Raw genomic sequence first — 22,967 nt, forward strand, 5'->3', positions numbered from 1 at the left:
AAAGAGGCAGCAATGAAAATCAGAATAATTTTTTCGACCAACCGAGCTTGGTGCTTAATGTATTGAAATAGCTGTAATCTTTAGGATGAATCAGATTGAGGTGATAATCGCAGCGGCGAATGAGGACGTCTTCGCCATCCTGGATCGGCAGAGCAATCTGGCTGTCGCAGCTGATCTCCAGATCGCTGCAGCGATGAGAGAAGCGCAGGCGAATGGTGCTGTCACCGTTGATCACCAGCGGTCGCGCTGAAAGGGTGTGCGGGAACATCGGTACCAGAGTGATAGCGTCCAGCGACGGCGTAAGGATCGGGCCGCCGGCCGACAGCGAATAGGCGGTGGAACCGGTCGGGGTGGAGATAATCAGGCCATCAGAGCGCTGAGAGAACGCGAAGACTTCATCGATATAGACTTCGAATTCAATCATATGCGCCACTTTGCCGGGGTGCAGCACCACTTCGTTGATGGCGGTGCTGATGCGTTTCTGGCAATCCTGCTGGCATACCTGGGCTTCCAGTAGAAAGCGTTTCTCGGCGATGTAGTGGCCTTCCAGCACGTCGGCGAGCTGCTGCAGGGCGTTGTCCGGGTCCAGGTCGGTGAGAAAGCCGAGGTTGCCGCGGTTAATGCCGATGACGTTAATGTCGTAACGGGCCAGGGTCCGCGCCGCGCCGAGCATATTGCCGTCGCCGCCCACCACCACCGCGAGGTCGGCCTGTTGGCCAATCTCCGCCAGCGTGCCGGTTTTCACGTTGCTGAGCTGAAGTTCATGGGCGATCTGCTGTTCAACCAGCACTTCATACCCTTTGCTGCACAGCCAGCGCCAGAGCATTTCATGTGTGGTCAGGGCGGTGGGGTGACGAGGATGTCCCACAATGCCGATACACTTGAAATGGTTCTTCATGATCTGGATGTCCTTGCGTTAAATGAAATAGTGACAATCTGTCCGCTTCCCTTGAAACCCGGAAACTGATCCCCATAATAAGCGAAGTTAGCGAGATGAATGCGAAAAAAAACGCGGAGAAATTCATGAGTAGTAAAGAACAGAAAACGCCTGAGGGGCAAGCCCCGGAAGAAATTATCACGGAGCAGCACGACGACGTTGAGGCGGTAGAGCCTGAAGTTTCGGCTGAGCAGGTGGATCCGCGCGATGAAAAAATTGCGAATCTGGAAGCCCAGCTGGCTGAAGCGCAGAAACGTGAACGTGAAGTGATGCTGCGTGCCAAAGCCGACGAAGATAACCTGCGTCGTCGTACCGAGCAGGATATCGAGAAAGCGCACAAGTTTGCGCTGGAAAAATTCGTCAATGAACTGCTGCCGGTAATCGACAGCCTGGACCGCGCGCTGGAAGTGGCCGACAAGGCTAACCCGGACCTGGCGCCGATGGTGGAAGGGATCGAACTGACCCTGAAATCCATGCTGGACGTGGTGCGTAAGTTCGGCGTGGAAGTGATCGCCGACACCAACGTTCCGCTGGATCCGAACGTCCACCAGGCCATTGCGATGGTCGAGTCTGAAGACGTGGCGGCGGGCAACGTGCTGGCCGTGATGCAGAAAGGTTATACCCTGAACGGCCGTACTATTCGCGCTGCGATGGTGACAGTAGCGAAAGCGAAATAACGCCTGCTGCTTTGCTGAACGGCTGCCCGCGGGCGGCCGTTTTTTATGCCACCGCTCCCGGCGCGAGATAAAAAAACGGCGGGCCGCAGCCCACCGTGATGTTAATTCCTTCGCTCGCGCTACTCCGCGACGCTCTCGCGTAATGATTTCACCGGCATCACTTTCACCTGTTTGATCATGTTGTCCTGCACGTCGAGGATATCAATATCATATTGCTCAATGCGCACGCGGGTGCCCGGGACCGGGATCTCTTCCAGCGCCTCGAGAATGATACCGTTGACGGTGCGCGCCTCATCTTCCGGCAGGTGCCAGTTAAAGGCTTTATTGATCTCGCGAACGTTGGCGCTGCCGTCGATAATCACCGTGCCGTCGTTGAGCGGGGTTACTTCCTCCGCCAGGGTGGGGGACATGGAGGTGGTGAAGTCGCCGACAATCTCTTCAAGAATATCTTCTACGGTGACCAGCCCCTGAATATCGCCGTATTCATCGACCACCAGACCGACTTTCTTTTTATTGCGCTGAAATTTCACCAGCTGGGTGCTGAGCGGCGTCCCTTCCGGAACAAAGTAGATCTCATCTGCCGCCCGCAGCATGATCTCTTTTGTGAACTCTTTCTTCTCCGTCATCAGGCGATAGGCTTCGCGGACGCGCAGCATGCTGATGGCATCGTCCAGCGAATCGCGGTAGAGCACGATGCGGCCGTGCGGGGAGTGGGTCAGCTGGCGGACGATCGATTTCCAGTCATCGTTGATGTCGATGCCGACAATCTCATTGCGCGGCACCATGATGTCGTTAACGCTGACCTTCTCCAGATCCAGCACCGACAGCAGCATATCCTGGTTGCGCCGTGAGATTTGTGAACGGGATTCATTCACAATCGTGCGCAGTTCATCTTTGCTCAGGGCGCTGCTAATGACGGTATCGGTGCGGATACCCATCATGCGCATCAACATGCGGGTGATGGTATTTAGCAGCCACACCAGCGGCATCATCAGCACCTGCAGCGGCGCCAGCAGGAAGCTGCTGGGGTAGGCGACCTTTTCCGGATAGAGCGCGGCGATGGTCTTCGGCAGCACCTCGGCAAAGACCAGTACCACAAAGGTGAGCACGCCGGTGGCGATCGCGACGCCGGCGTCGCCGTAGAGACGCATACCGACGATAGTGCCCAGCGCCGAGGCGAGAATGTTGACGAGGTTGTTGCCGATGAGCACGAGGCTAATCAGGCGGTCCGGCTTGCGCAGCAGCTTCTCCACGCGCTTGGCGGGGCGGTTGCCTTGTTTCGCCATATGACGCAGCCGATAGCGGTTCAGCGTCATCATGCCGGTTTCGGAGCCGGAGAAATAGGCAGAGATTATCACCATGACGATCAGCGTTATGATCAGCGTGGTGGTGGAGATATGTTCCACGTAGGATTCCTTAAAAGACTTAGCTCACGAACTGCTGCAGCACGCGGCTACCAAAATAGGCCAGCGTCAGCAGACCGGCGCCAGCGACGCTGAACCAGACCACACGACGTCCGCGCCACCCTTCATGATAGTGGCCCCACAGCAGAACGATATAGACGAACCACGCAATAATCGACAGCACCGCTTTATCAATGTTTTCGCTGCTGAACAGATTGTGCATATAGAACAGGCCGCTGCACAGCGTCAGGGTCAGCAGCACCACGCCGACCTGGGTGATGTGGAACATTTTGCGCTCAATGCTCATCAGCGGCGGCATTTCGCTGCTGAAGGCCAGTTTTTTATTCTTGAGCTGGTAGTCGATCCACGCCAGCTGCAGCGCGTACAGCGCGGCAATGATCAGCGTGGCGTATGAGAAGAGCGACAGGCCGATATGCACCAGCATTCCCGGGGTGGTTTCCAGGTGGGTGATATATTCGTTAGGCACGAAAGTGGCGAAGGCCAGATTGATCAGCGCAAAGGCATAGACGATAGGCAACAGCAGCCAGCCGCGATTGCGCGAGGCCACGATGGTCATCACCGTGCAGATCATCAGGCTGACCAGCGACCCGACGTTCAGTAAGCTGAGGTTTTGCCCGCTCTCGCCGCCGGGGAATATCCGTGCTTCCAGTGCAAAAGCATGGCAGATCAACGCGATAGTCGCAGATAAAATCGCCATTCGCCGCCAGCTGCTGTTTTTTTGCAGCAAGCCGGGGATAATCAGCGCGAGACTGACGGAGTAGGCGACAAGGGCGAGTAGAGCAAAAACAGGCATAGGTGTCGGCTGTTGGCTAAATAAGAAAGAGAAGCAGTATAACGTCAGCAGGCCTCTGCTCCAACCGTTGCAGCACATTCAGATTGATGTCGTGTTATACTCCGCCACATTCGTTTTGTGTGTCGCTGCGGCGACCGACCGTTTCCACCTCAGGCGAGAGACAATGTTTGATAATTTAACCGATCGTTTGTCGCGTACGCTGCGCAACATTAGCGGCCGCGGACGCCTTACAGAAGACAATATTAAAGACACCCTGCGCGAAGTGCGCATGGCGCTGCTGGAAGCGGACGTTGCGCTTCCGGTGGTCCGTGATTTCATCAGCCGCGTCAAAGAGAGCGCGGTCGGCCATGAAGTCAATAAAAGCCTGACCCCGGGTCAGGAGTTCGTCAAAATCGTCCGCAACGAACTGGTGGCGGCGATGGGCGAAGAGAACCAGACCCTCGACCTGGCGGCGCAGCCGCCGGCGGTGGTGCTGATGGCGGGCCTGCAGGGTGCCGGTAAAACCACCAGCGTCGGTAAGCTGGGGAAATTCCTGCGCGAGAAGCACAAGAAAAAAGTGCTGGTCGTTTCCGCGGACGTTTACCGCCCGGCGGCGATCAAACAGCTGGAGACTCTGGCCGAGCAGGTTGGTGTCGATTTCTTCCCGTCTGACGTCGGCCAGAAGCCGGTTGATATCGTCAACGCGGCGCTGAAAGAAGCGAAGCTCAAATTCTACGACGTGCTGCTGGTGGATACCGCCGGACGTCTGCACGTTGATGAAGCGATGATGGACGAAATTAAGCACGTCCACGCCGCCATTAACCCGGTTGAAACCCTGTTCGTCGTCGATGCGATGACCGGTCAGGATGCGGCGAATACCGCAAAGGCCTTTAACGAAGCGCTGCCGCTGACCGGCGTGGTACTGACCAAAGTGGACGGCGACGCCCGCGGCGGTGCGGCGCTGTCGATTCGTCATATTACCGGCAAGCCGATTAAATTCCTCGGCGTCGGTGAGAAAACCGAAGCGCTGGAGCCGTTCCATCCGGACCGTGTCGCTTCCCGCATCCTTGGCATGGGCGACGTGCTGTCGCTGATCGAAGATATCGAGAGCAAAGTTGACCGCGCGCAGGCCGAGAAGCTGGCCTCCAAGCTGAAAAAAGGCGACGGTTTCGATCTCACCGACTTCCTTGAACAGCTGCGCCAGATGAAAAATATGGGCGGCATGGCCAGCCTGATGGGCAAGCTGCCGGGTATGGGCCAGATCCCGGACAACGTGAAAGCGCAGATGGACGACAAAGTGCTGGTGCGTATGGAAGCCATCATCAACTCGATGACCCTGAAAGAGCGCGCCAAGCCGGAAATCATCAAAGGTTCGCGTAAGCGCCGTATCGCCGCCGGCTGCGGGATGCAGGTGCAGGACGTGAACCGTCTGCTCAAGCAGTTCGACGACATGCAGCGCATGATGAAGAAGATGAAGTCGAAAGGCGGCATGATGAAAATGATGCGTGGGATGAAAGGGATGATGCCGCCTGGTTTCCCGGGCCGCTAATACGCGTCATAATTCAAGCCGCAGGTGCGTTGGCTGCGTTCGTTCACCCCGGTCACGTACTTGTGTACGCTCCCGGGGATTTACTCACTTGCCGCGTGATTCGGCCATTCGGCCTCACCCCTTCGGGGCCAGCGCAAGCGCTGTTCAAAACGCTTTCGCGTTTTGTCCTGCAACTCGAATTATTTAGCGTATGTAGTTTTGAATTGATTTTTGCACAGAAATCAGTAAAATTTTCGGGCTTTTAATATGACACCGGGCTCCGTTCCTCGATGGGGCCCGGTTGTTTTATTCACACAAGAGGATGTTATGGTAACTATTCGTTTAGCACGTCACGGCGCTAAAAAGCGTCCGTTCTACCAGGTTGTTGTCACCGACAGCCGTAATGCACGCAACGGTCGCTTCATCGAGCGCGTTGGTTTCTTCAACCCGATCGCTAACGGCGCGGAAGAAGAAACTCGCCTGGATCTGGATCGTATCGCTCACTGGGTTGGCCAGGGCGCTACTGTTTCCGATCGCGTTGCCGCGCTGATCAAAGCCGCTAACAAAGCAGCTTAATCTGTCACGGTGGTCATGATGAGCAAGCAACACACCGCACAAGCACCTGTTGATCCGATCGTATTGGGGAAAATGGGTTCTTCCTACGGTATCCGTGGTTGGCTCAGAGTGTTTTCCTCCACCGAAGACGCCGAAAGCATTTTTGACTATCAGCCCTGGTTAATCCAGAAGGCGGGTCAGTGGCAGGTCGTTGAGCTGGAAAGCTGGCGCCACCACAATCAGGACATCATCATCAAGCTGAAAGGCGTTGACGATCGTGATGCCGCGAATCTACTGACTAATTGCGAAATTATTGTGGATTCATCGCAGTTGCCGGAGCTGGAAGAGGGTGACTACTACTGGAAAGACCTGATGGGCTGCCAGGTAGTGACAACGGAAGGCTATAGCCTCGGTAAAGTCATCGACATGATGGAAACCGGGTCTAATGACGTGCTCGTCATCAAGGCAAACCTGAAAGATGCATTTGGTATCAAGGAGCGGTTGGTTCCGTTCCTCGATGGGCAGGTTATCAAGAAAGTCGATCTCACTACGCGTACTATCGAAGTAGATTGGGATCCTGGTTTTTAAATTCTCCGGATAAACGGTAAAAGACGGCGCTATGTGGATTGGCATAATTAGCCTGTTTCCTGAAATGTTCCGCGCAATTACCGATTACGGGGTAACTGGCCGGGCAGTAAAAAATGGCCTGCTGAGCATCGAAAGCTGGAGTCCTCGCGACTTCACGCATGACCGGCACCGTACCGTGGACGATCGTCCTTACGGCGGCGGACCGGGGATGCTAATGATGGTGCAACCCTTACGGGATGCCATTCATGCAGCAAAAGCCGCGGCAGGTGAAGGCGCGAAGGTGATTTATCTGTCACCTCAGGGACGCAAGCTTGATCAAGCGGGCGTCAGCGAACTGGCAACGAATCAGAAACTGATTTTGGTGTGCGGTCGCTACGAAGGGATAGACGAGCGCGTAATCCAAACCGAAATTGACGAAGAATGGTCAATCGGCGATTACGTTCTCAGCGGCGGTGAGTTACCGGCAATGACGCTGATTGACTCCGTTTCCCGGTTCATTCCGGGAGTACTGGGCCATGAAGCTTCGGCAACGGAAGATTCCTTTGCTGATGGGTTGCTGGATTGCCCGCACTATACCCGTCCTGAAGTGTTAGAAGAGATGGAAGTACCGCCAGTATTGCTGTCGGGAAACCATGCTGAGATACGTCGCTGGCGTCTGAAGCAGTCGCTGGGCCGCACCTGGCTTAGAAGACCTGAACTTCTGGAAAACCTGGCTCTGACTGAAGAGCAAGCAAAGTTGCTGGCGGAGTTCAAAACTGAACACGCAAAACAGCAGCATAAACATGATGGGCAGGCGTGAGCCCCCAATATCAGTTTACCCAGGATAAGAGATTAAATTATGAGCAACATTATTAAGCAACTTGAACAAGAACAGATGAAGCAGGACGTACCTTCCTTCCGTCCGGGTGATACCGTGGAAGTGAAAGTATGGGTTGTTGAAGGTTCCAAAAAACGTCTGCAGGCATTCGAGGGCGTGGTTATCGCTATTCGTAACCGCGGTCTGCACTCTGCATTCACTGTTCGCAAAATTTCCAACGGCGAAGGCGTTGAGCGTGTCTTCCAGACTCACTCTCCGGTAGTTGACAGCATTGCTGTTAAACGTCGTGGTGCTGTACGTAAAGCTAAACTGTACTACCTGCGTGAGCGCACTGGTAAGTCTGCTCGTATCAAAGAGCGTCTTAACTAAGATTCGCTTTCGCGACATCCTGACAGAAAGGGCTGGCCAGAGGGCTGGCCCTTTTTTTATCTTTGTTGTAACCATCGTGATGTAAATCATTTACAATAAACCCTCATTTCGGAGGGGCGGTGGCCAGCAATAGTTTTCAGCAAACGACACCTAAACGGCGAGCCGCATGGCTGGCGCTGTTGGCGATCCTGCTGATCGTCGTGGCCCCCCTGATCTCCATCTCCCTGCAAAAAGACCCCATGAGCGCGATGCCCGGCATGCATCACGCCATGATGATGGACAGCTCGTCCGCGAGCATGGCGCAAATGCCCGACCACGAGATGGCGATGACGCACAGCGCAGACAGCGCTACGCATACCGGACACGCACTGCCGCTGGACCATGCCGAAGCGTGTGGCTACTGCGTGCTGTTGGCCCATGTCCCGGGGCTCCTTTTCGCGCTGGCGCTGTTCGTCGCCATGCTCCTGCGGCGCATTCGCCTGCCGGCTTCTCACCCGGTATTAAAGCACTGGCGCTACTTTTCCTGGCTCTATCCTGAAACCCGTGCCCCGCCGCGGCTGTCTGCTTTTCCCCTTTAATAAAAATCAAACTGCGCACTGCGCAACAACCTCTTTTGCTTTAAAAAAGGAAGAGTATGACAACCTGCACCTCGCGCGCGGCATGGTTAAACCTGCTGCGTCGCCTCCATTTCTATATCGGACTGTTTATCGGACCGTTTATCTTTGTCGCTGCCCTGACCGGCACGCTGTACGTGGCGACGCCGCAGCTGGAAAACTGGATCTATCACGATGCGCTGCATGGCCTATCCGATGGGATCCCGCAGCCGCTCAGCGCCCAGATCGCGGTGGCGGAAGAGGCGACCCAGGGAAACCTGCGGTTGCTGGCGGTGCGTCCGGCACCTGCGATGGGGGAGACTACGCGCATTATGTTTGCCGATCCGGGTCTCGGAGAGTCGGAATCCCGAGCCATTTTTGTCGATCCAATCTCGCTGCGGGTGAAGGGCGATATGACGGTCTACGGTACCAGCGGCATCCTGCCGCTGCGCCAGTGGATTGATTATGCGCATCGTTCGCTGCTGCTGGGCGACAACGGGCGGCTCTACAGCGAACTGGCCGCCTCCTGGATGTGGGTGGCCGCGCTGGGAGGAATAGCCCTGTGGGCGATGACGCGTCCGAAACGGCGGCTCAATAACGCCCTGCAGAACCATCGCCGGCTGCATGTGATCCTGGGCTGGAGCTTACTGCTGGGCATGTTGCTCTTCTCTGCCACCGGGCTGACCTGGTCGCAATGGGCCGGTAGCAATGTGGATAAAATGCGGGCGGCTTTTGGCTGGCTGACGCCGCAGGTCAATACCCAGTTGCATGCTGCACAATCGATGAATCACGATCCCCACGCCGGGCATCATATGGATGCGATGGTCATGGCCCAGCATCGGGCAACGCTGCAGCCAGCGCAGTTTGACCAGGCACTGGCGGTGGCTCGTCAGGCGGGTCTGAGCGCCAGCCGACTGGAGATCCGTCCGCCAGTGTCTGACGAACGCGCCTGGACGGTGAGTGAGATCGACCGCCGCTGGCCGACGCAGGTGGACGCGGTGGCGATCGATGGCGCCACGATGCGGGTGGTGGATCGCACCCATTTCGCCGACTTTCCGCTGATGGCGAAGCTTACCCGCTGGGGCGTCGATTTCCATATGGGGATCCTCTTTGGCCTGGCAAATCAGCTGCTGCTGGTGGGGTTCGGCTGCGCGTTGTGCATTACCATCGGGGTGGGGTACAGGCTATGGTGGATCCGCCGTCCGCCTCAGGCCGTCTGGAATCCGGCACATTCGCTGCTGCAGGCGTGGCTGTCGCTCGCCTGGCCTGCGCGCAGCCTGATGCTGGGGCTGACGTTAGTCCTCGGATTGGCCATGCCGCTGATGGGGGCGAGCCTGTTGCTGTTCATTGCCGTTGACTACCTGCGCTGGCGCACGGCAACGGCAATGAAGGCGGTGAAGTTCAACGAATAAGCTGAGGCCTATGGCGTGCTGATGACCACTGTCACCCGGCGGTTTTCAGCGCGTCCGGCCGCCGTGTCATTGCTGGCAATCGGGTATTTTTTGCCAAGGCCGCGGGTAACTAAATTACTGCGCGGGATGTGGGCGCCTTCCGCCCAGGCATCGGCCACGCTGTTGGCGCGCTTAAGCGAAAGGGCTTCATTATAGCTATCCTCACCATAATTATCGGTGTGGCCTTCAAGGCGGCTATGGGTGATCCCGGTCGCCGCGAGTCTGGAGGCCATATTGGTGATTTGCTGACGGCTGTCGGGACGTAGTCGGTAGTCATTCTTGTCAAACAGGATGCTATCGGATAAGCCCAGTGACCAGTCGCCATTGCTTTCAGTGAAGCCATAAGATTTCATCGCCGCCATTTGCTCTGGGGTAAATTTCCCCTGGGGGGCCTGGCAACCTGTCAGAAGCGCCGCCGCTATCAGGGCGGGCGCGAAATATTTTCTGAGCATAATGAGTCCTTTATTATTTCAGCGTCTGCTGTATACGTTGGTTTTTCATCCGATACATATTCTTATCGGCAAGTTCTTGCAGTGATTCCGCGGTGGCGTGCTCCCATGCCAGCGCGTAGCCGACGCTTAGCGAGAGCGTAGCGGTGTGGCCATTGTGCAGGTTGAATGGCGGAAGAAACTGCTGTGACAGCATCTGGCACAGCGTCTGTACTTCCGCTTCAGAGTGCACCTCGCGCAACAGAACGGCAAACTCATCGCCGCCGAGACGCCAGGCCAGATGGCGTTTGCCAGCGAAGGCCATCAGGCGGCTGGCAACTTCCGTCAGCACTTGATCCCCCGCCGCGTGTCCCCAGTTGTCATTGATCAGCTTGAAGTTATCGCCATCGAGAAACAGTAACGCCGAGGTTTGATGGCCCACCTCGTTCTTCATCAGTTCGGCGAGCGCATTGCGAAAGGCCGCGCGATTAGCCAGACCGGTCAGCGGATCATGTAGCGAGCTGCGTAACAGCTGGGCGTTTTTGGCCTGCAACTGACGCTGCCAGTCCTCCATCTCCCCCAACAGGCTGTTAAAGTCCTGGGCGAAAAGATGGAACTCCTCAATGCGTTCCTCAGGCACCCGACGTGAGAAGTGACGGTTTTCGCGAATATCGTGCACAACCTCGGTGATGCTCTGCAGCGCGGCAACGATCCCCCGGTGCAGGGAGTGGGTCAGCAGCAGGGCGATAAACGAAGCGAGCAGGATGCTGCCGGTCAGGACCAGAATCGAGATACCGAGAAAGTGGCTGATTAGCTTATCGAGAGCCGTTAGCTGCAGTTCGCCAATTTGTTTTCCCTGATGCCAGATAGGCTGTACCGTGGGCTCCGGGAACAGCCATTTACTGACAAGGCCGCTCACTTGCTCTTTATTCGCCAGCGGTTGGTGGCGCCAGGCGGCAAAATGCTGTTTCTGACCGTTGAGCACAATGGCCTGGGAAATCTGACCTTGTTTCCCCAGCGAGGCGAGGGTCTCTTCAGCCGCCGCGCTGTCGCCAAACACCAGGGCTGCTTCGAGGCTGCGGCCCAGGGTGGCGGCAGTGAGCTCAAGGTTTTTCTGCGCGTACTGTTTGAGCGTGAAAATAGAGGCCGTGCTCAACAACAGCCAGACCAGCGTCATGGAGATCACCACGCTTATCACGCTAATGCGACGGAGCGCGCGTTTAAATGTCGGGCGCGGAGTCTGTGAAAAGTCCTTATTCATGTGGTTTCTTCCGGGCAAGCATCAGGACGTCCGGGTTGACCCGGACGCCACTGTGCGTCAGAACGTCCAGATTAACGGAGAAGCGGACCCTGTCGTCGTTGATGATCAGGCAAAACGCGCTACCAGTTGAGCATTCCGTATTTTGTTCTGCGATAAGTAACAGCGGCTTCGGGCCATAACGGCGGGTTAATTCCGACTGTTGGACCGGTGATTCACTGCCAAAATAAAAACCATCGCAGGTCGTTTTTAACGCTTCTTCACTATTACGTACTATCACCGGTTGATAGGGCAAAGCATCAGGATCTTCATGTGCCAGGCTATGAGTGAAGCGTGATGAGGCAAAAATGCATAGCTTCGGCGCCCCTGTTAATGACGGCCAACGGGTGTAGGTCACGATCCCGGATACGATAGCGCGAACATGTTCTGATGGTCCGGCAGCAAAAACAGGAGATACCGTGATGAGAAAAAATACAGTCAATAAAAGACGGTGTAATACTGTCATTCACGCTTCCGTCAAATTCGCCATAGCGCGGAAAAAGCCGCTGCCGATGCCCGGCGCAGAATACCACTGATAGCAAAACCCGTCATTAGATGCGCCCTTTGCTTTGGGACAAATCTTACCAGGATTTTTCGTAATACCGATGGCGATGTTGCGCAAATTCCGGGTTATTTTGGTTGATGTAAATATTTTTGTACGTTGCTTGCGGTATATAACGCCAATTAATTTGTGCGTGTAAAGTAAAATTTACGTTTTATGGATTGAATTCTTTACTTCGTGTGGTATCGTTACGTCATGCCCGCTGAGGCAACCCTTATCGCAAACGAGCTACACAGGATCGAATCATGCAAAAAGACGCGCTGAATAACGTACATATTACCGACGAACATGTGTTAATGACCCCGGAGCAGCTGAAGGCCGAGTTCCCGCTCAGCGTCGAGCAGGAAGCGCAAATCGCGCACGCCCGCCAGACCATTTCCGATATCATCGCCGGCCGCGATCCGCGTCTGCTGGTGGTTTGCGGTCCTTGCTCAATTCACGATCCGGAAGCTGCGATAGAATATGCTCGTCGGTTTAAAGCCCTTGCCGCAGAGGTCAGCGATAGCCTCTACCTGGTGATGCGCGTCTATTTTGAAAAACCCCGTACCACCGTCGGCTGGAAGGGGCTGATTAACGATCCGCATATGGATGGATCGTTTGATGTTGAGGGTGGGCTGAAGATTGCGCGTCGCCTGTTGGTTGAGCTCGTTAATATGGGACTGCCGCTGGCGACGGAAGCGCTGGATCCGAACAGCCCGCAATACCTTGGCGATCTGTTCAGCTGGTCCGCTATCGGCGCGCGTACCACGGAATCACAAACGCACCGTGAAATGGCCTCTGGCCTGTCGATGCCGGTCGGCTTTAAAAACGGTACCGACGGTAGCCTGGCAACGGCCATCAACGCCATGCGTGCCGCGGCGATGCCACACCGTTTCGTCGGTATCAACCAGGCCGGTCAGGTCTGTCTGCTGCAAACGCAGGGTAATCCGAACGGCCATGTGATCCTCCGCGGCGGCAAGGCACCAAACTACGGTCCGGAAGATGTGGCGAAATGTGAAAAAGAGATGGCGCAGGCGGGACTGAAGCCGTCGCTGATGGTAGATTGCAGTCATGGGAACTCCAATAAAGATTTCCGCCGCCAGCCAGCCGTGGCTGAATCCGTTGTCGCGCAGATCAAAGACGGCAACCGCTCCATTATCGGCCTGATGATCGAGAGTAATATCCACGAAGGCAATCAGTCCTCTGAACAGCCGCGTGAGGCGATGAAATACGGCGTTTCGGTGACTGATGCGTGCATCAGCTGGGAAACCACCGATGCGCTGTTGCGTGAACTGGATAAGGATCTCCGCGGCCATCTGGCGGCCCGTTTGGTGTAAGAGGAAAGTATGGTTGCTGAACTGACCGCGTTACGCGATCAAATTGATGAAGTGGATAAAGCGTTGCTTAGCCTGCTGGCTAAGCGTCTGGAACTGGTGGCCGAAGTCGGCGAGGTGAAGAGCCAGTATGGTCTGCCGATTTACGTCCCGGAGCGCGAGGCGGCGATGCTCGCCTCCCGGCGTGAAGAAGCTGCCGCGCTCGGCGTGCCGCCGGATCTGATCGAGGATGTTCTGCGTCGCGTGATGCGGGAATCCTATTCCAGCGAAAACGACAAAGGCTTCAAAACCCTGCACCCGAATCTGCGGCCGGTGGTGATCGTCGGCGGTGGCGGGCAGATGGGGCGTCTGTTTGAGAAGATGTTAACGCTGTCCGGCTACCAGGTGCGTATTCTGGAAAAAGACGACTGGGCGCGGGCGGCGGATATCGTCGCCGATGCCGGCATGGTCATCGTCAGCGTACCGATTCACACTACCGTGGAGACGATCGGCAAGCTACCGCCCCTGCCGGCAGATTGCATCCTGGTTGACCTTGCCTCGGTGAAAGCGGAGCCGCTGCAGGCAATGCTGGCGGCGCATCAGGGCCCGGTTCTCGGCCTGCATCCGATGTTCGGTCCGGACAGCGGCAGCCTGGCGAAGCAGGTGGTGGTCTATTGCGATGGCCGCCAGCCCGAGGCCTATCAGTGGTTCCTTGAGCAAATTCAGGTCTGGGGAGCGCGCTTGCATCGCATCAGCGCCGTAGAGCACGACCAGAACATGGCCTTTATTCAGGCGCTGCGCCACTTTGCCACCTTCGCCTATGGTCTGCACCTCGCGGAAGAGAACGTGCGTCTTGAGCAGCTGCTGGCGCTTTCGTCACCTATTTACCGGCTGGAGCTGGCGATGGTAGGCCGTCTGTTTGCCCAGGATCCGCAGCTGTACGCCGACATTATTATGTCATCGGAAAACAACCTGGCGCTGATTAAGCGCTATTACCAACGTTTCGGCGAAGCGATTGGCCTGCTGGAGCAGGGCGATAAGCAGGCGTTTATCGACAGCTTCCGTAAAATCGAACACTGGTTTGGTGATTACGCTCAGCGCTTCCAGAGCGAGAGCCGCACATTGCTGCGTCAGGCGAACGATAATCGGCAGTAAAGTGAAAAAGGTGTATACAATAAAGCCAGCGACCGCTGGCTTTTTTTATAGGGATGACAACGATGGCTGAACCACAACCGCTGTTTGACTACACCGGATACCTGCCGGAATGCCCGACCTGGAGCGAGGCTGAACAGGCCCTCTACTGGGCCGATATCATGGAGTGTGAAATCCACCGCTACGATAGCCGCAGCGGCGAACACCAGGTGCTGCAGTTTCCGGAGGAGGTCGGCTGTTTTGCCCTGCGTGAGAAGGGCGGATTTATCGTTGCATTACGCAGCGGCATCTGGCTGACCGACGCCCACGGCCTGCTGCGGCGGAAAGTCTGCGATAACCCGAGCAACCCCGAGCTGGCACGGTTTAACGATGGTGGGACCGATCGCGAGGGGCGCTTTTATGCCGGCACTTTCTGGGCGCCGGGGGATTATAACGGCGCGCTGCTGATGCGGGTCGATAACGACCTGAAGCCGAAAGTAATCCAGTGTGACATCCATGGCGCCAACGGCCTGGCGTTTAGCGCCGACCGGCGCTGGATGTATACCTCCGATACGCCGAACGCGGTGATTTACCGCACGCCGCTGGATGAGCAGGGTGAGCCAGGCCGCCGCGAAGTATTCCGCCGTTTCCAGCCAGGCGAAGGGATCCCGGACGGGGCGGCGATTGATGTGGAGGGTTGTTACTGGAGCGCGATGTTTGACGGCTGGCGGATCGCCCGTTTCTCACCGCAGGGAGAGGAGCTGGAGACCTACCCGATGCCGGTACGATGTCCGACAATGGTCTGCTTTGGCGGCGCGGAGATGAAAACGCTCTATATCACCACAACCCGGGAAAACATGGAGGACGATGAGCTGGCGAAGTATCCGTTGTCAGGTGCCATCTTCACCCTGCCGGTAGCGGTGGCAGGGATGAAGAAATTACCGTTCCGTGAACGTTAAACCGGATCCACCGGCACCACGTTTTCGCTGGGGTAGCAACCGAGAACCTTCATGGAGCGGGTGATCTCCGCCAGCTCCTTCAGTGCCTTGCGCATGGACAACGAGTCCAGGTTGGCCTGAATATCGAGATAAAACATCTCTTCCCATGGGTTGCCGTGGATCGGGCGAGATTCCAGTTTTGTCATGATCAGATTGTGATTGCGCAGTACCAGCAGGGCTTCCACCAGAGCGCCCGCCTGCTGACCGGTCGCCATTAACAGCGTGGTCTTGGCCGGAACCTGGTCGGAAACGTTCACCGCTTTGCGCGCGAGGACGAGGAAGCGTGTGATGTTTTGCGTCTGGTTGGCCTGGCAGTGTTCCAGCACCTGCAGACCATACAGGGCGCCACCCGCTTCACTGCCCAGAGCCGCGACGGCCGGGGAGTTCGCCTGCGCGACTTTTTCCATTGCCGCCGAGGTGCTCTCGGTATATTCGATCTTCCAGTGCGGGTAGCGGCTCAGATACTGGCTGCACTGCTGGAACGGCTGCGGATGGCTGTAGACGGTCTGAATTTTATCGGCATCTGTCGAGGTGCTGACCAGCACGCAATGATCGATCGGGATCGTTAGCTCGCCAACGATCGACAGGCTGGTGTGTTGCAGCAGATCGTAGACGTCGTTGATCCCGCCAGAGCTGGTGTTTTCAATCGGCACCACGGCGTAATCGGCCTGGCCAGTTTCCACCTGATTAAAAATGTCGGCAAACTTCGCGCAGCCGCTTTCAATAAACTGCTCAAAATGGCGAGCGGCGTACTGACGCGCCGCCAGATGGGAATAAGAGCCTTTAGGGCCAAGGAAGGCCACGCGGGCCGAATGCGGGTTAATTTTATTCAGATGCTGCTGCAGCAGGGTTTGTTGGGTCAGGACGGAGTCTTCGATGATCAGCTGGAACAGGCGGGTGATGTAGTGTGCATCAAGATTATGGCGCTTGCCGAGGGTCATCAGACGCTCCAGCAGATCGCGTTCGCGGTCAATATCACGCACCGGACGGTGGGAGGCCAGTTTGGCTTTTCCAACCTCAACAGCCAGCCCGCGGCGCTCCGCCAGCAGAGCAAGCAGTTTCTCGTCCAGGGCGCTTATCTTATCGCGCAGCGCCAGTAATGGGTTTTCCTCGGTCATAGATGTTGCCTTTGTTGTTATCAAATAAAAAAGGCCTCCCGGGTGGGAGGCCTTATTGTTCGTCTTCGCATTCTTTCTTATACGACGAATTGCCTCCCGGTCAGGGGAAGGTAAAAAAGAATGCGAAGAAGAACGGGACAAGTTTCATGGTAAATTCCTTTAGGTAGTGGGGATTACAGTACCTGTACTGTTTTCACTCTGTCAATAAAAAACGCGCCCGAAGGCGCGTGGCATGACACAACTTAAGTTAAGGATTACTCTTCTTCTTCCACAAAGCCTGCCTCTTTCACCGACGTCGCGGCGCGGCGGGCTTCCCCTTTGTGTTGCACTTTATTGAGCTGCCGTTCCAGCTTGTTGATCAATTCGTTAATGGCGGCGTACATATCTTCATGACGCGCACTGGCAACCAGATGGCCGTTTGGCGTGTTGATGGTTGCATCAGCGATAAAACCCTGCGGCTCCTTAGACAGAATGATATGCGGGTTGATTAAATGAGTTTGCCACTTATCCAGTTTGGCGAGACGGTCTGCGACATGCTGGCGGATTGCCGGAGTAATTTCCATTTGTTTACTGGTAATGTTCATTGTCATAAATTTTACCTCTTGTCTTTCCCGTCTTGGTGAATCCAGCATACCTTTCCCAATGTCAAAATGCGTGATCTAAATCACATTTTATTGTCACTTTTTGTCAACGAATTCATTTTGTGAGACAGGGCAGGAAGAAGTGAGATTTTACTTGTCGAACCTCGCAAAGCAGGCCATATTTGATGAGTTAACCCGGCGCTAAACCGCTTCAGCTAGCCCGGGAAAAGTATAAAAAAACGGCAGCCAGTGGCTGCCGTTTGCGATCGATGAGTCAGGCTCAGCTGTTCTTGCTGTTCGCGGCGATAATCTTCGCGACTTTGTCCGCCTGGGCGTTCATCTGCATCTGGCGATAGGCGTTTTCCATCTTCGGCAGCGCATCGCGGGTGGCCTGAGTATCGGGATAATTACGCATCATACCGTCCACGCGGTTCACCACGGCGACCCAGGCGCCACGATCGGTGTAGTAATCCACCACCGACAGCTCGTACTTCGCCAGACGATCTTTCAGGAACACCATGCGCTTATAGGCGTCAGTGGCATACTGACTGTTCGGATAACCACGTACCAGTTTGGAGAAGTCATTGAAGGCATCGCGCGCGTGCTGCGGATCGCGATCGGAACGATCCACACCGAAGAAGCCTTGCAGGGCGCTGTCATCCAGAGCCATGTTAGTCAGGCCGCGCATATAGATGACGTAGTCAATGTTCGGATGGGTGGGGTTCAAACGCATGAAGCGATCGATGGCCGCCTGAGCCAGTGGCAGATCGGCGTTTTTGTAATACGCATAAATCAGATCCAGCTGTACCTGTTGGGAATAAGGGCCGAATGGATAACGATTATCCAACGCTTCCAGTTGCGTTATCGCCTGTTTCCAGTTACCGTCCTGCAGTTTTTGCTGGGCGGTCGCGTAGATTTCATTCGGCGGATTATCAGGCACCTCTTCCTTAGAGCCGGAGCAACCCACCAAAGCCAGGCTCAGTGTGGCGGCTGCCACCAGGTATTTCATGCGCGTCATGACGTTTTGACTTCCTCAAAATGTTTATGCGGGAGAATCTCTGTTCCTGCTCCCGATTAAGACCAGCTACAATAGCACACTATATTAAACGGCAAAGCCGTAAAACCCAACGTTAAACGAAGAAGCTGTATATGGCACAACGAGTACAACTCACCGCAACGGTGACCGAAAATCAACTCGGTCAACGCTTAGATCAGGCTTTGGCCGAATTGTTCCCTGATTATTCGCGATCGCGAATAAAAGAATGGATCCTGGACCAACGCGTATTAGTCAATGGCACCATTGGCGATAAGCCGAAAGAAAAAGTGCTGGGGGGAGAGCACATCGCTATCGATGTCGAAATCGAAGAAGAGGCGCGCTTCCAGCCGCAGGATATTCCGCTCAATATCGTTTACGAAGATGATGACATCCTCGTGATCAACAAACCGCGCGATCTGGTTGTGCATCCTGGCGCGGGCAACCCTGACGGTACTGTGCTGAATGCGCTGCTGCACTACTATCCGCCTATTGCCGATGTACCGCGCGCGGGGATCGTGCACCGTCTGGATAAAGACACCACCGGTCTGATGGTAGTGGCGAAAACCATCCCGGCGCAAACCCGTCTGGTGGAGTCGCTGCAGCTGCGCGAGATCACCCGTGAATACGAAGCGGTAGCGATCGGTCATATGACCGCCGGTGGCACTGTGGAAGAGCCGATCAGCCGTCACCCGACGAAACGTACCCATATGGCGGTTCACCCCATGGGCAAACCGGCGGTAACCCACTACCGCATTATGGAACATTTCCGTATTCATACCCGCTTGCGCCTGCGCCTGGAAACCGGCCGTACGCATCAGATCCGCGTGCATATGTCGCATATCACCCATCCGCTGGTGGGTGACCAGGTGTATGGCGGCCGGCCGCGTCCGCCAAAGGGGGCATCGGAGGAATTCATTACCGCACTGCGTAAATTCGACCGCCAGGCGCTGCACGCCACCATGCTGCGTCTGTACCACCCGATTACCGGCATTGAAATGGAGTGGCATGCGCCCATTCCACAGGATATGGTCGAGCTCATCGAGGCGATGCGCGCCGACTTTGAAGCCCATAAGGACGATATTGACTGGTTATGACGAAACTGATTGTACCGCAGTGGCCAATGCCCGACAGCGTGGCGGCCTGTAGTTCTACCCGCATCGGCGGTGTAAGCCTGCCGCCCTATGACTCGCTCAACCTGGGCGCCCATTGCGGAGACAATCTGCAGCATGTCGAAGAAAACCGGCGGCGGATGTTTGCCGCCGGCGGTTTGCCGTCTTACCCGGTTTGGCTGGAGCAGGTCCATGGTACCGATGTCCTGACGCTGGACGGCGGTCCTTATCCATCGAAACGTGCCGATGCTTCTTACACTCGTACGCCCGGGACCGTCTGTGCGGTAATGACCGCTGACTGCCTGCCGGTTCTTTTCTGTAACCGCGCCGGCACTGAAGTCGCCGCGGCGCATGCAGGATGGCGCGGATTATGCGAAGGGATCCTGGAACAGACCGTTGCTCGTTTCGCCGATAAAGCCGAAAACATAATGGCATGGCTGGGCCCTGCCATCGGTCCACAGGCGTTTGAGGTGGGACCGGAAGTCCGGGATGCCTTCATGGCGAAGGACGAGAACGCGCACCGGGCTTTCCGTCCGGCAGGCGAGAAATATTTTGCCGATATCTACCAACTGGCTCGGCAGCGTCTGGCAAATGTCGGCGTTGAGCAAATTTTCGGCGGCGATCGCTGCACGCTAAGCGAAAAGAACGATTTTTTCTCTTACCGGCGCGACAAGACCACGGGTCGTATGGCAAGTTTCATTTGGCTGATATAACCTAGAGAATCAAGACGATCCAGAAGGCAAACTTATTTTTCGCATAGTTCAGGTCTTTAACCTTGAATAATTGAGGGATGACCTCATTTAATCTCCAGTAGCAAATTTGACCTGTTTATGGGAGGAGTTATGCGTCTGGATCGTCTTACCAATAAATTCCAGCTTGCTCTTGCCGATGCCCAGTCACTCGCACTCGGGCACGACAACCAATTTATCGAACCACTTCATCTAATGAGCGCCTTGCTGAATCAGGAAGGGGGATCGGTACGTCCTTTATTAACCTCGGCGGGCGTGAATGCCGGGAAACTACGCACTGACATCGAACAGGCCCTGAGCCGTTTACCGCAGGTGGAAGGCACCGGCGGCGATGTGCAACCTTCTCAGGATTTAGTGCGGATCCTGAACCTTTGCGACAAGCTGGCGCAAAAGAAAAAGGACAACTTTATTTCGTCGGAACTGTTCGTTCTGGCGGCGCTTGAATCACGCGGTACGCTGACCGACCTTTTAAAATCCGCCGGAGCAACAACCGCCAACGTGACTCAGGCGATTGAACAAATGCGCGGAGGTGAAAGCGTGAACGATCAGGGTGCCGAAGACCAACGTCAGGCATTGAAGAAATTTACCGTCGATCTGACCGAGCGAGCCGAGCAGGGCAAGCTGGATCCGGTGATCGGCCGTGATGAAGAGATTCGCCGTACTATCCAGGTACTGCAGCGTCGTACCAAAAACAACCCGGTTCTTATCGGTGAGCCGGGGGTCGGTAAAACCGCTATCGTCGAAGGACTGGCGCAGCGCATCGTCAATGGCGAAGTGCCGGAAGGGCTGAAAGGCCGTCGGGTGCTGGCGCTGGATATGGGGGCGCTGGTGGCCGGGGCGAAATACCGCGGTGAGTTTGAAGAGCGTCTGAAAGGCGTGCTGACCGACCTGTCAAAACAGGAAGGCAACGTTATCCTGTTTATCGACGAACTGCACACCATGGTTGGCGCGGGTAAAGCGGACGGCGCAATGGACGCGGGCAACATGCTGAAGCCGGCGCTGGCACGTGGCGAACTGCACTGCGTCGGGGCGACGACGCTTGACGAATACCGTCAGTACATCGAAAAAGACGCCGCGCTGGAGCGTCGCTTCCAGAAAGTATTCGTCGCTGAGCCGTCGGTAGAAGATACCATCGCTATCCTGCGTGGTTTGAAAGAACGTTACGAGCTGCACCACCACGTGCAGATCACTGACCCGGCGATTGTCGCGGCGGCGACCTTGTCGCATCGTTACATTGCTGACCGTCAGCTGCCGGATAAAGCCATCGACCTTATCGATGAGGCGGCGTCAAGCATTCGTATGCAGATCGACTCCAAACCGGAAGAGCTGGACCGTCTCGATCGGCGTATTATCCAGCTGAAACTGGAACAGCAGGCGCTGAAGAAAGAGTCTGATGAGGCAAGCCTGAAGCGTCTTGATATGCTCAATGAGGAGCTGGCGGATAAAGAACGGCAGTACTCGGTGCTGGAAGAAGAGTGGAAGGCGGAAAAAGCATCCCTCTCTGGCACTCAGACTATTAAAGCCGAGCTGGAACAGGCGAAAATCGCTATCGAACAGGCGCGTCGCGTCGGCGATCTGGCGCGGATGTCCGAGCTGCAGTACGGCAAAATTCCGGAACTGGAGAAACAGCTGGCGGCTGCCACGCAGTCCGAAGGCAAAACCATGCGTCTGCTGCGTAATAAAGTGACGGATGCTGAGATTGCCGAAGTGCTGGCCCGCTGGACCGGTATCCCGGTCTCCCGCATGATGGAAAGCGAGCGCGACAAACTGCTGCGTATGGAGCAGGAGCTGCATCATCGGGTGATTGGCCAGGATGAGGCGGTTGAAGCGGTATCCAACGCCATTCGCCGTAGCCGCGCCGGGTTGTCCGATCCGAACCGGCCGATTGGTTCGTTCCTGTTCCTCGGTCCGACCGGGGTGGGTAAAACCGAACTGTGCAAAACGCTGGCTAACTTTATGTTCGACAGCGACGACGCGATGGTGCGTATCGATATGTCCGAGTTTATGGAGAAACACTCCGTCTCACGTCTGGTCGGTGCGCCTCCGGGATACGTCGGCTATGAAGAGGGCGGTTACCTGACCGAAGCGGTTCGTCGTCGTCCTTATTCCGTCATCCTGCTGGATGAAGTGGAAAAAGCGCACCCGGATGTGTTCAACATTCTGCTGCAGGTGCTTGACGATGGTCGCCTGACCGACGGCCAGGGGAGAACAGTCGACTTCCGGAATACGGTGGTTATCATGACTTCGAACCTCGGTTCCGATCTGATTCAGGAACGGTTCGGCGAGCTGGATTACGGGAGTATGAAAGACCTGGTTCTGGGCGTGGTAAGCCAGAACTTCCGTCCGGAGTTTATCAACCGTATCGACGAAGTGGTGGTCTTCCATCCGCTGGGCGAGAAACATATTGCTTCCATTGCCCAGATCCAGCTGCAGCGTCTGTATAAACGCCTGGAAGAGCGCGGGTATGAAGTGCAGATGTCCGATGAGGCGCTGAAGTTGCTCAGTGCCAATGGTTACGATCCGGTATACGGCGCGCGGCCATTGAAACGCGCAATTCAGCAGCAGATAGAAAACCCGTTAGCTCAGCAGATCCTTTCCGGTGAGCTGGTCCCGGGCAAAACTGTCGAGCTGGTGGTGAAAGACGACCGTATCGTGGCAGTGCAGTAAGTCACAAAACGACAAAAACGGGCCCAACGGGCTCGTTTTTGTTTAAAAACCAGGCAAGAATTAAACCTCAATAATCGACTTGGTTGAAAAGTGAGCGGTTGAATTGTTTTTTTGAATTTATCCTTGTCACTTCAGAATTACTCCCTATAATGCGCCTCCACTGACACGGAACAACGGCAAGCAAGCCGCCGGGCCAGCAGGATTCAACGACGAAAATGGACGTTGAAAGCCGACAGAGAAAAGCAAAATAAGCGCTTGACTCTGAATGAGGAAAACGTATTATACGGG

Annotated in this window: 24 protein-coding genes and 1 other annotated feature; of the genes, 14 read left to right on the forward strand and 10 right to left on the reverse strand. The window is 55.7% G+C overall.

Annotated elements, in window-relative coordinates; genetic code table 11:
• Window positions 1-19: 19 nt before the first annotated feature.
• Window positions 20-898: an NAD(+) kinase gene (nadK, locus tag ACKLKD_RS12810; RefSeq protein WP_002914158.1), complete on the reverse strand. Its 879-nt coding sequence runs from the start codon at window positions 896-898 to the stop codon at window positions 20-22.
• 125 nt (window positions 899-1,023) lie between these two features.
• Here nadK and grpE point away from each other — a divergent pair, with 125 nt between their 5' ends.
• The gene (gene grpE, locus ACKLKD_RS12815) at window positions 1,024-1,614 is read left to right on the forward strand and encodes a nucleotide exchange factor GrpE (RefSeq protein ID WP_008806096.1); all 591 of its coding nucleotides are present in this window, start codon (window positions 1,024-1,026) and stop codon (window positions 1,612-1,614) included.
• Between the two features lie 119 nt (window positions 1,615-1,733).
• Here the strand turns inward: grpE and ACKLKD_RS12820 are convergent, their stop codons facing one another.
• Together ACKLKD_RS12820 and ACKLKD_RS12825 are read right to left on the reverse strand one after the other, a co-directional pair.
• Window positions 1,734-3,020, reverse strand: a complete 1,287-nt coding sequence (locus ACKLKD_RS12820; RefSeq protein WP_012540838.1) for an HlyC/CorC family transporter — start codon at window positions 3,018-3,020, stop codon at window positions 1,734-1,736.
• A 19-nt stretch (window positions 3,021-3,039) separates the two neighbouring features.
• Window positions 3,040-3,831 carry a cytochrome C assembly family protein gene (locus tag ACKLKD_RS12825; protein ID WP_002914153.1) on the reverse strand — a complete coding sequence of 264 codons (792 nt, stop codon included), beginning with the start codon at window positions 3,829-3,831 and terminating at the stop codon, window positions 3,040-3,042.
• 163 nt (window positions 3,832-3,994) lie between these two features.
• Here ACKLKD_RS12825 and ffh point away from each other — a divergent pair, with 163 nt between their 5' ends.
• From ffh to ACKLKD_RS12860, 7 genes are all read left to right on the forward strand, one after another.
• Window positions 3,995-5,359 (forward strand): signal recognition particle protein, encoded by a 1,365-nt coding sequence (ffh, locus tag ACKLKD_RS12830; RefSeq protein WP_002914152.1) that lies wholly within the window; start codon window positions 3,995-3,997, stop codon window positions 5,357-5,359.
• Between the two features lie 306 nt (window positions 5,360-5,665).
• A complete protein-coding gene (gene rpsP / locus ACKLKD_RS12835) occupies window positions 5,666-5,914 on the forward strand; it encodes a 30S ribosomal protein S16 (protein ID WP_002914149.1) in 249 nt (82 codons plus the stop codon).
• An 18-nt stretch (window positions 5,915-5,932) separates the two neighbouring features.
• A complete protein-coding gene (rimM, locus tag ACKLKD_RS12840) occupies window positions 5,933-6,481 on the forward strand; it encodes a ribosome maturation factor RimM (RefSeq protein ID WP_004150977.1) in 549 nt (182 codons plus the stop codon).
• A gap of 31 nt (window positions 6,482-6,512) precedes the next feature.
• A complete protein-coding gene (trmD, locus tag ACKLKD_RS12845; protein WP_025712654.1) occupies window positions 6,513-7,280 on the forward strand; it encodes a tRNA (guanosine(37)-N1)-methyltransferase TrmD in 768 nt (255 codons plus the stop codon).
• A 39-nt stretch (window positions 7,281-7,319) separates the two neighbouring features.
• On the forward strand, window positions 7,320-7,667 hold the full coding sequence (gene rplS / locus ACKLKD_RS12850) for a 50S ribosomal protein L19 (protein WP_002914145.1): 348 nt from the start codon (window positions 7,320-7,322) through the stop codon (window positions 7,665-7,667).
• A gap of 119 nt (window positions 7,668-7,786) precedes the next feature.
• The gene (locus ACKLKD_RS12855; RefSeq protein ID WP_080897731.1) at window positions 7,787-8,245 is read left to right on the forward strand and encodes a DUF2946 domain-containing protein; all 459 of its coding nucleotides are present in this window, start codon (window positions 7,787-7,789) and stop codon (window positions 8,243-8,245) included.
• Between the two features lie 56 nt (window positions 8,246-8,301).
• Window positions 8,302-9,672, forward strand: a complete 1,371-nt coding sequence (locus tag ACKLKD_RS12860; protein ID WP_080897732.1) for a PepSY-associated TM helix domain-containing protein — start codon at window positions 8,302-8,304, stop codon at window positions 9,670-9,672.
• 8 nt (window positions 9,673-9,680) lie between these two features.
• Here the strand turns inward: ACKLKD_RS12860 and ACKLKD_RS12865 are convergent, their stop codons facing one another.
• Genes ACKLKD_RS12865 through ACKLKD_RS12875 form a run of 3 tightly spaced genes read right to left on the reverse strand, consistent with a single transcriptional unit; the run spans window position 9,681 to window position 11,902 of the window.
• Complete coding sequence (locus ACKLKD_RS12865) at window positions 9,681-10,163, reverse strand: OmpA family protein (RefSeq protein ID WP_025712657.1); 483 nt, start codon at window positions 10,161-10,163, stop codon at window positions 9,681-9,683.
• Between the two features lie 13 nt (window positions 10,164-10,176).
• Complete coding sequence (gene dgcN / locus ACKLKD_RS12870; RefSeq protein WP_080897733.1) at window positions 10,177-11,400, reverse strand: diguanylate cyclase DgcN; 1,224 nt, start codon at window positions 11,398-11,400, stop codon at window positions 10,177-10,179.
• On the reverse strand, window positions 11,393-11,902 hold the full coding sequence (locus ACKLKD_RS12875; RefSeq protein ID WP_042929424.1) for a YfiR family protein: 510 nt from the start codon (window positions 11,900-11,902) through the stop codon (window positions 11,393-11,395). The genes dgcN and ACKLKD_RS12875 overlap by 8 nt, the downstream gene beginning before the upstream one ends.
• Before the next feature lie 341 nt (window positions 11,903-12,243).
• Between ACKLKD_RS12875 and aroF the strand changes: the two genes are divergently transcribed.
• The 3 genes from aroF to ACKLKD_RS12890 all read left to right on the forward strand — a co-directional run bounded on the left by aroF (window position 12,244) and on the right by ACKLKD_RS12890 (window position 15,380).
• A complete protein-coding gene (gene aroF, locus ACKLKD_RS12880) occupies window positions 12,244-13,314 on the forward strand; it encodes a 3-deoxy-7-phosphoheptulonate synthase AroF (RefSeq protein WP_025712659.1) in 1,071 nt (356 codons plus the stop codon).
• A 9-nt stretch (window positions 13,315-13,323) separates the two neighbouring features.
• A complete protein-coding gene (gene tyrA, locus ACKLKD_RS12885; RefSeq protein ID WP_025712660.1) occupies window positions 13,324-14,445 on the forward strand; it encodes a bifunctional chorismate mutase/prephenate dehydrogenase in 1,122 nt (373 codons plus the stop codon).
• Between the two features lie 62 nt (window positions 14,446-14,507).
• Entirely contained in the window at window positions 14,508-15,380 is an 873-nt protein-coding gene (locus ACKLKD_RS12890) for an SMP-30/gluconolactonase/LRE family protein (protein WP_025712661.1), read from the forward strand.
• Here ACKLKD_RS12890 and pheA read toward each other — a convergent pair.
• The 4 genes from pheA to bamD form a co-directional block, all read right to left on the reverse strand.
• Window positions 15,377-16,537, reverse strand: coding sequence for a bifunctional chorismate mutase/prephenate dehydratase (pheA, locus tag ACKLKD_RS12895; RefSeq protein ID WP_025712662.1), 1,161 nt, complete (start codon window positions 16,535-16,537; stop codon window positions 15,377-15,379). The two genes, ACKLKD_RS12890 and pheA, sit on opposite strands and share 4 nt — an antisense overlap.
• Window positions 16,538-16,561: 24 nt before the next feature.
• Window positions 16,562-16,686: a sequence feature (Phe leader region), on the reverse strand.
• Complete coding sequence (pheL, locus tag ACKLKD_RS12900; RefSeq protein ID WP_100250063.1) at window positions 16,638-16,685, reverse strand: pheA operon leader peptide PheL; 48 nt, start codon at window positions 16,683-16,685, stop codon at window positions 16,638-16,640. It overlaps the preceding feature by 48 nt.
• Window positions 16,687-16,791: 105 nt before the next feature.
• The gene (raiA, locus tag ACKLKD_RS12905) at window positions 16,792-17,127 is read right to left on the reverse strand and encodes a ribosome-associated translation inhibitor RaiA (RefSeq protein ID WP_002914111.1); all 336 of its coding nucleotides are present in this window, start codon (window positions 17,125-17,127) and stop codon (window positions 16,792-16,794) included.
• Window positions 17,128-17,398: 271 nt separating this feature from the next.
• Window positions 17,399-18,136 (reverse strand): outer membrane protein assembly factor BamD, encoded by a 738-nt coding sequence (bamD, locus tag ACKLKD_RS12910; RefSeq protein ID WP_025712663.1) that lies wholly within the window; start codon window positions 18,134-18,136, stop codon window positions 17,399-17,401.
• A 131-nt stretch (window positions 18,137-18,267) separates the two neighbouring features.
• Between bamD and rluD the strand changes: the two genes are divergently transcribed.
• The 3 genes from rluD to clpB all read left to right on the forward strand — a co-directional run bounded on the left by rluD (window position 18,268) and on the right by clpB (window position 22,679).
• Window positions 18,268-19,248, forward strand: coding sequence for a 23S rRNA pseudouridine(1911/1915/1917) synthase RluD (gene rluD, locus ACKLKD_RS12915; RefSeq protein ID WP_025712664.1), 981 nt, complete (start codon window positions 18,268-18,270; stop codon window positions 19,246-19,248).
• Entirely contained in the window at window positions 19,245-19,976 is a 732-nt protein-coding gene (gene yfiH / locus ACKLKD_RS12920; protein WP_025712665.1) for a purine nucleoside phosphorylase YfiH, read from the forward strand. The genes rluD and yfiH overlap by 4 nt, the downstream gene beginning before the upstream one ends.
• A 129-nt stretch (window positions 19,977-20,105) precedes the next feature.
• The gene (gene clpB / locus ACKLKD_RS12925; protein ID WP_080897734.1) at window positions 20,106-22,679 is read left to right on the forward strand and encodes an ATP-dependent chaperone ClpB; all 2,574 of its coding nucleotides are present in this window, start codon (window positions 20,106-20,108) and stop codon (window positions 22,677-22,679) included.
• Window positions 22,680-22,967 lie beyond the last annotated feature (288 nt).

Origin of the sequence: Klebsiella sp. 10982 (genome assembly GCF_048589245.1) — a bacterium.
Classification (GTDB): domain Bacteria; phylum Pseudomonadota; class Gammaproteobacteria; order Enterobacterales; family Enterobacteriaceae; genus Klebsiella; species Klebsiella quasivariicola.

Bases quoted from the DNA above. Each gene is read 5' to 3' on its own strand.
- nadK (WP_002914158.1), bottom strand. From the start codon at position 898: ATGAAGAACCATTTCAAGTGTATCGGCATTGTGGGACATCCTCGTCAC.
- grpE (WP_008806096.1), top strand. From the start codon at position 1,024: ATGAGTAGTAAAGAACAGAAAACGCCTGAGGGGCAAGCCCCGGAAGAA.
- ACKLKD_RS12825 (WP_002914153.1), bottom strand. From the start codon at position 3,831: ATGCCTGTTTTTGCTCTACTCGCCCTTGTCGCCTACTCCGTCAGTCTC.
- ffh (WP_002914152.1), top strand. From the start codon at position 3,995: ATGTTTGATAATTTAACCGATCGTTTGTCGCGTACGCTGCGCAACATT.
- rpsP (WP_002914149.1), top strand. From the start codon at position 5,666: ATGGTAACTATTCGTTTAGCACGTCACGGCGCTAAAAAGCGTCCGTTC.
- rimM (WP_004150977.1), top strand. From the start codon at position 5,933: ATGAGCAAGCAACACACCGCACAAGCACCTGTTGATCCGATCGTATTG.
- trmD (WP_025712654.1), top strand. From the start codon at position 6,513: ATGTGGATTGGCATAATTAGCCTGTTTCCTGAAATGTTCCGCGCAATT.
- rplS (WP_002914145.1), top strand. From the start codon at position 7,320: ATGAGCAACATTATTAAGCAACTTGAACAAGAACAGATGAAGCAGGAC.
- ACKLKD_RS12860 (WP_080897732.1), top strand. From the start codon at position 8,302: ATGACAACCTGCACCTCGCGCGCGGCATGGTTAAACCTGCTGCGTCGC.
- ACKLKD_RS12865 (WP_025712657.1), bottom strand. From the start codon at position 10,163: ATGCTCAGAAAATATTTCGCGCCCGCCCTGATAGCGGCGGCGCTTCTG.
- dgcN (WP_080897733.1), bottom strand. From the start codon at position 11,400: ATGAATAAGGACTTTTCACAGACTCCGCGCCCGACATTTAAACGCGCG.
- ACKLKD_RS12875 (WP_042929424.1), bottom strand. From the start codon at position 11,902: ATGACAGTATTACACCGTCTTTTATTGACTGTATTTTTTCTCATCACG.
- aroF (WP_025712659.1), top strand. From the start codon at position 12,244: ATGCAAAAAGACGCGCTGAATAACGTACATATTACCGACGAACATGTG.
- tyrA (WP_025712660.1), top strand. From the start codon at position 13,324: ATGGTTGCTGAACTGACCGCGTTACGCGATCAAATTGATGAAGTGGAT.
- ACKLKD_RS12890 (WP_025712661.1), top strand. From the start codon at position 14,508: ATGGCTGAACCACAACCGCTGTTTGACTACACCGGATACCTGCCGGAA.
- pheA (WP_025712662.1), bottom strand. From the start codon at position 16,537: ATGACCGAGGAAAACCCATTACTGGCGCTGCGCGATAAGATAAGCGCC.
- raiA (WP_002914111.1), bottom strand. From the start codon at position 17,127: ATGACAATGAACATTACCAGTAAACAAATGGAAATTACTCCGGCAATC.
- bamD (WP_025712663.1), bottom strand. From the start codon at position 18,136: ATGACGCGCATGAAATACCTGGTGGCAGCCGCCACACTGAGCCTGGCT.
- rluD (WP_025712664.1), top strand. From the start codon at position 18,268: ATGGCACAACGAGTACAACTCACCGCAACGGTGACCGAAAATCAACTC.
- yfiH (WP_025712665.1), top strand. From the start codon at position 19,245: ATGACGAAACTGATTGTACCGCAGTGGCCAATGCCCGACAGCGTGGCG.
- clpB (WP_080897734.1), top strand. From the start codon at position 20,106: ATGCGTCTGGATCGTCTTACCAATAAATTCCAGCTTGCTCTTGCCGAT.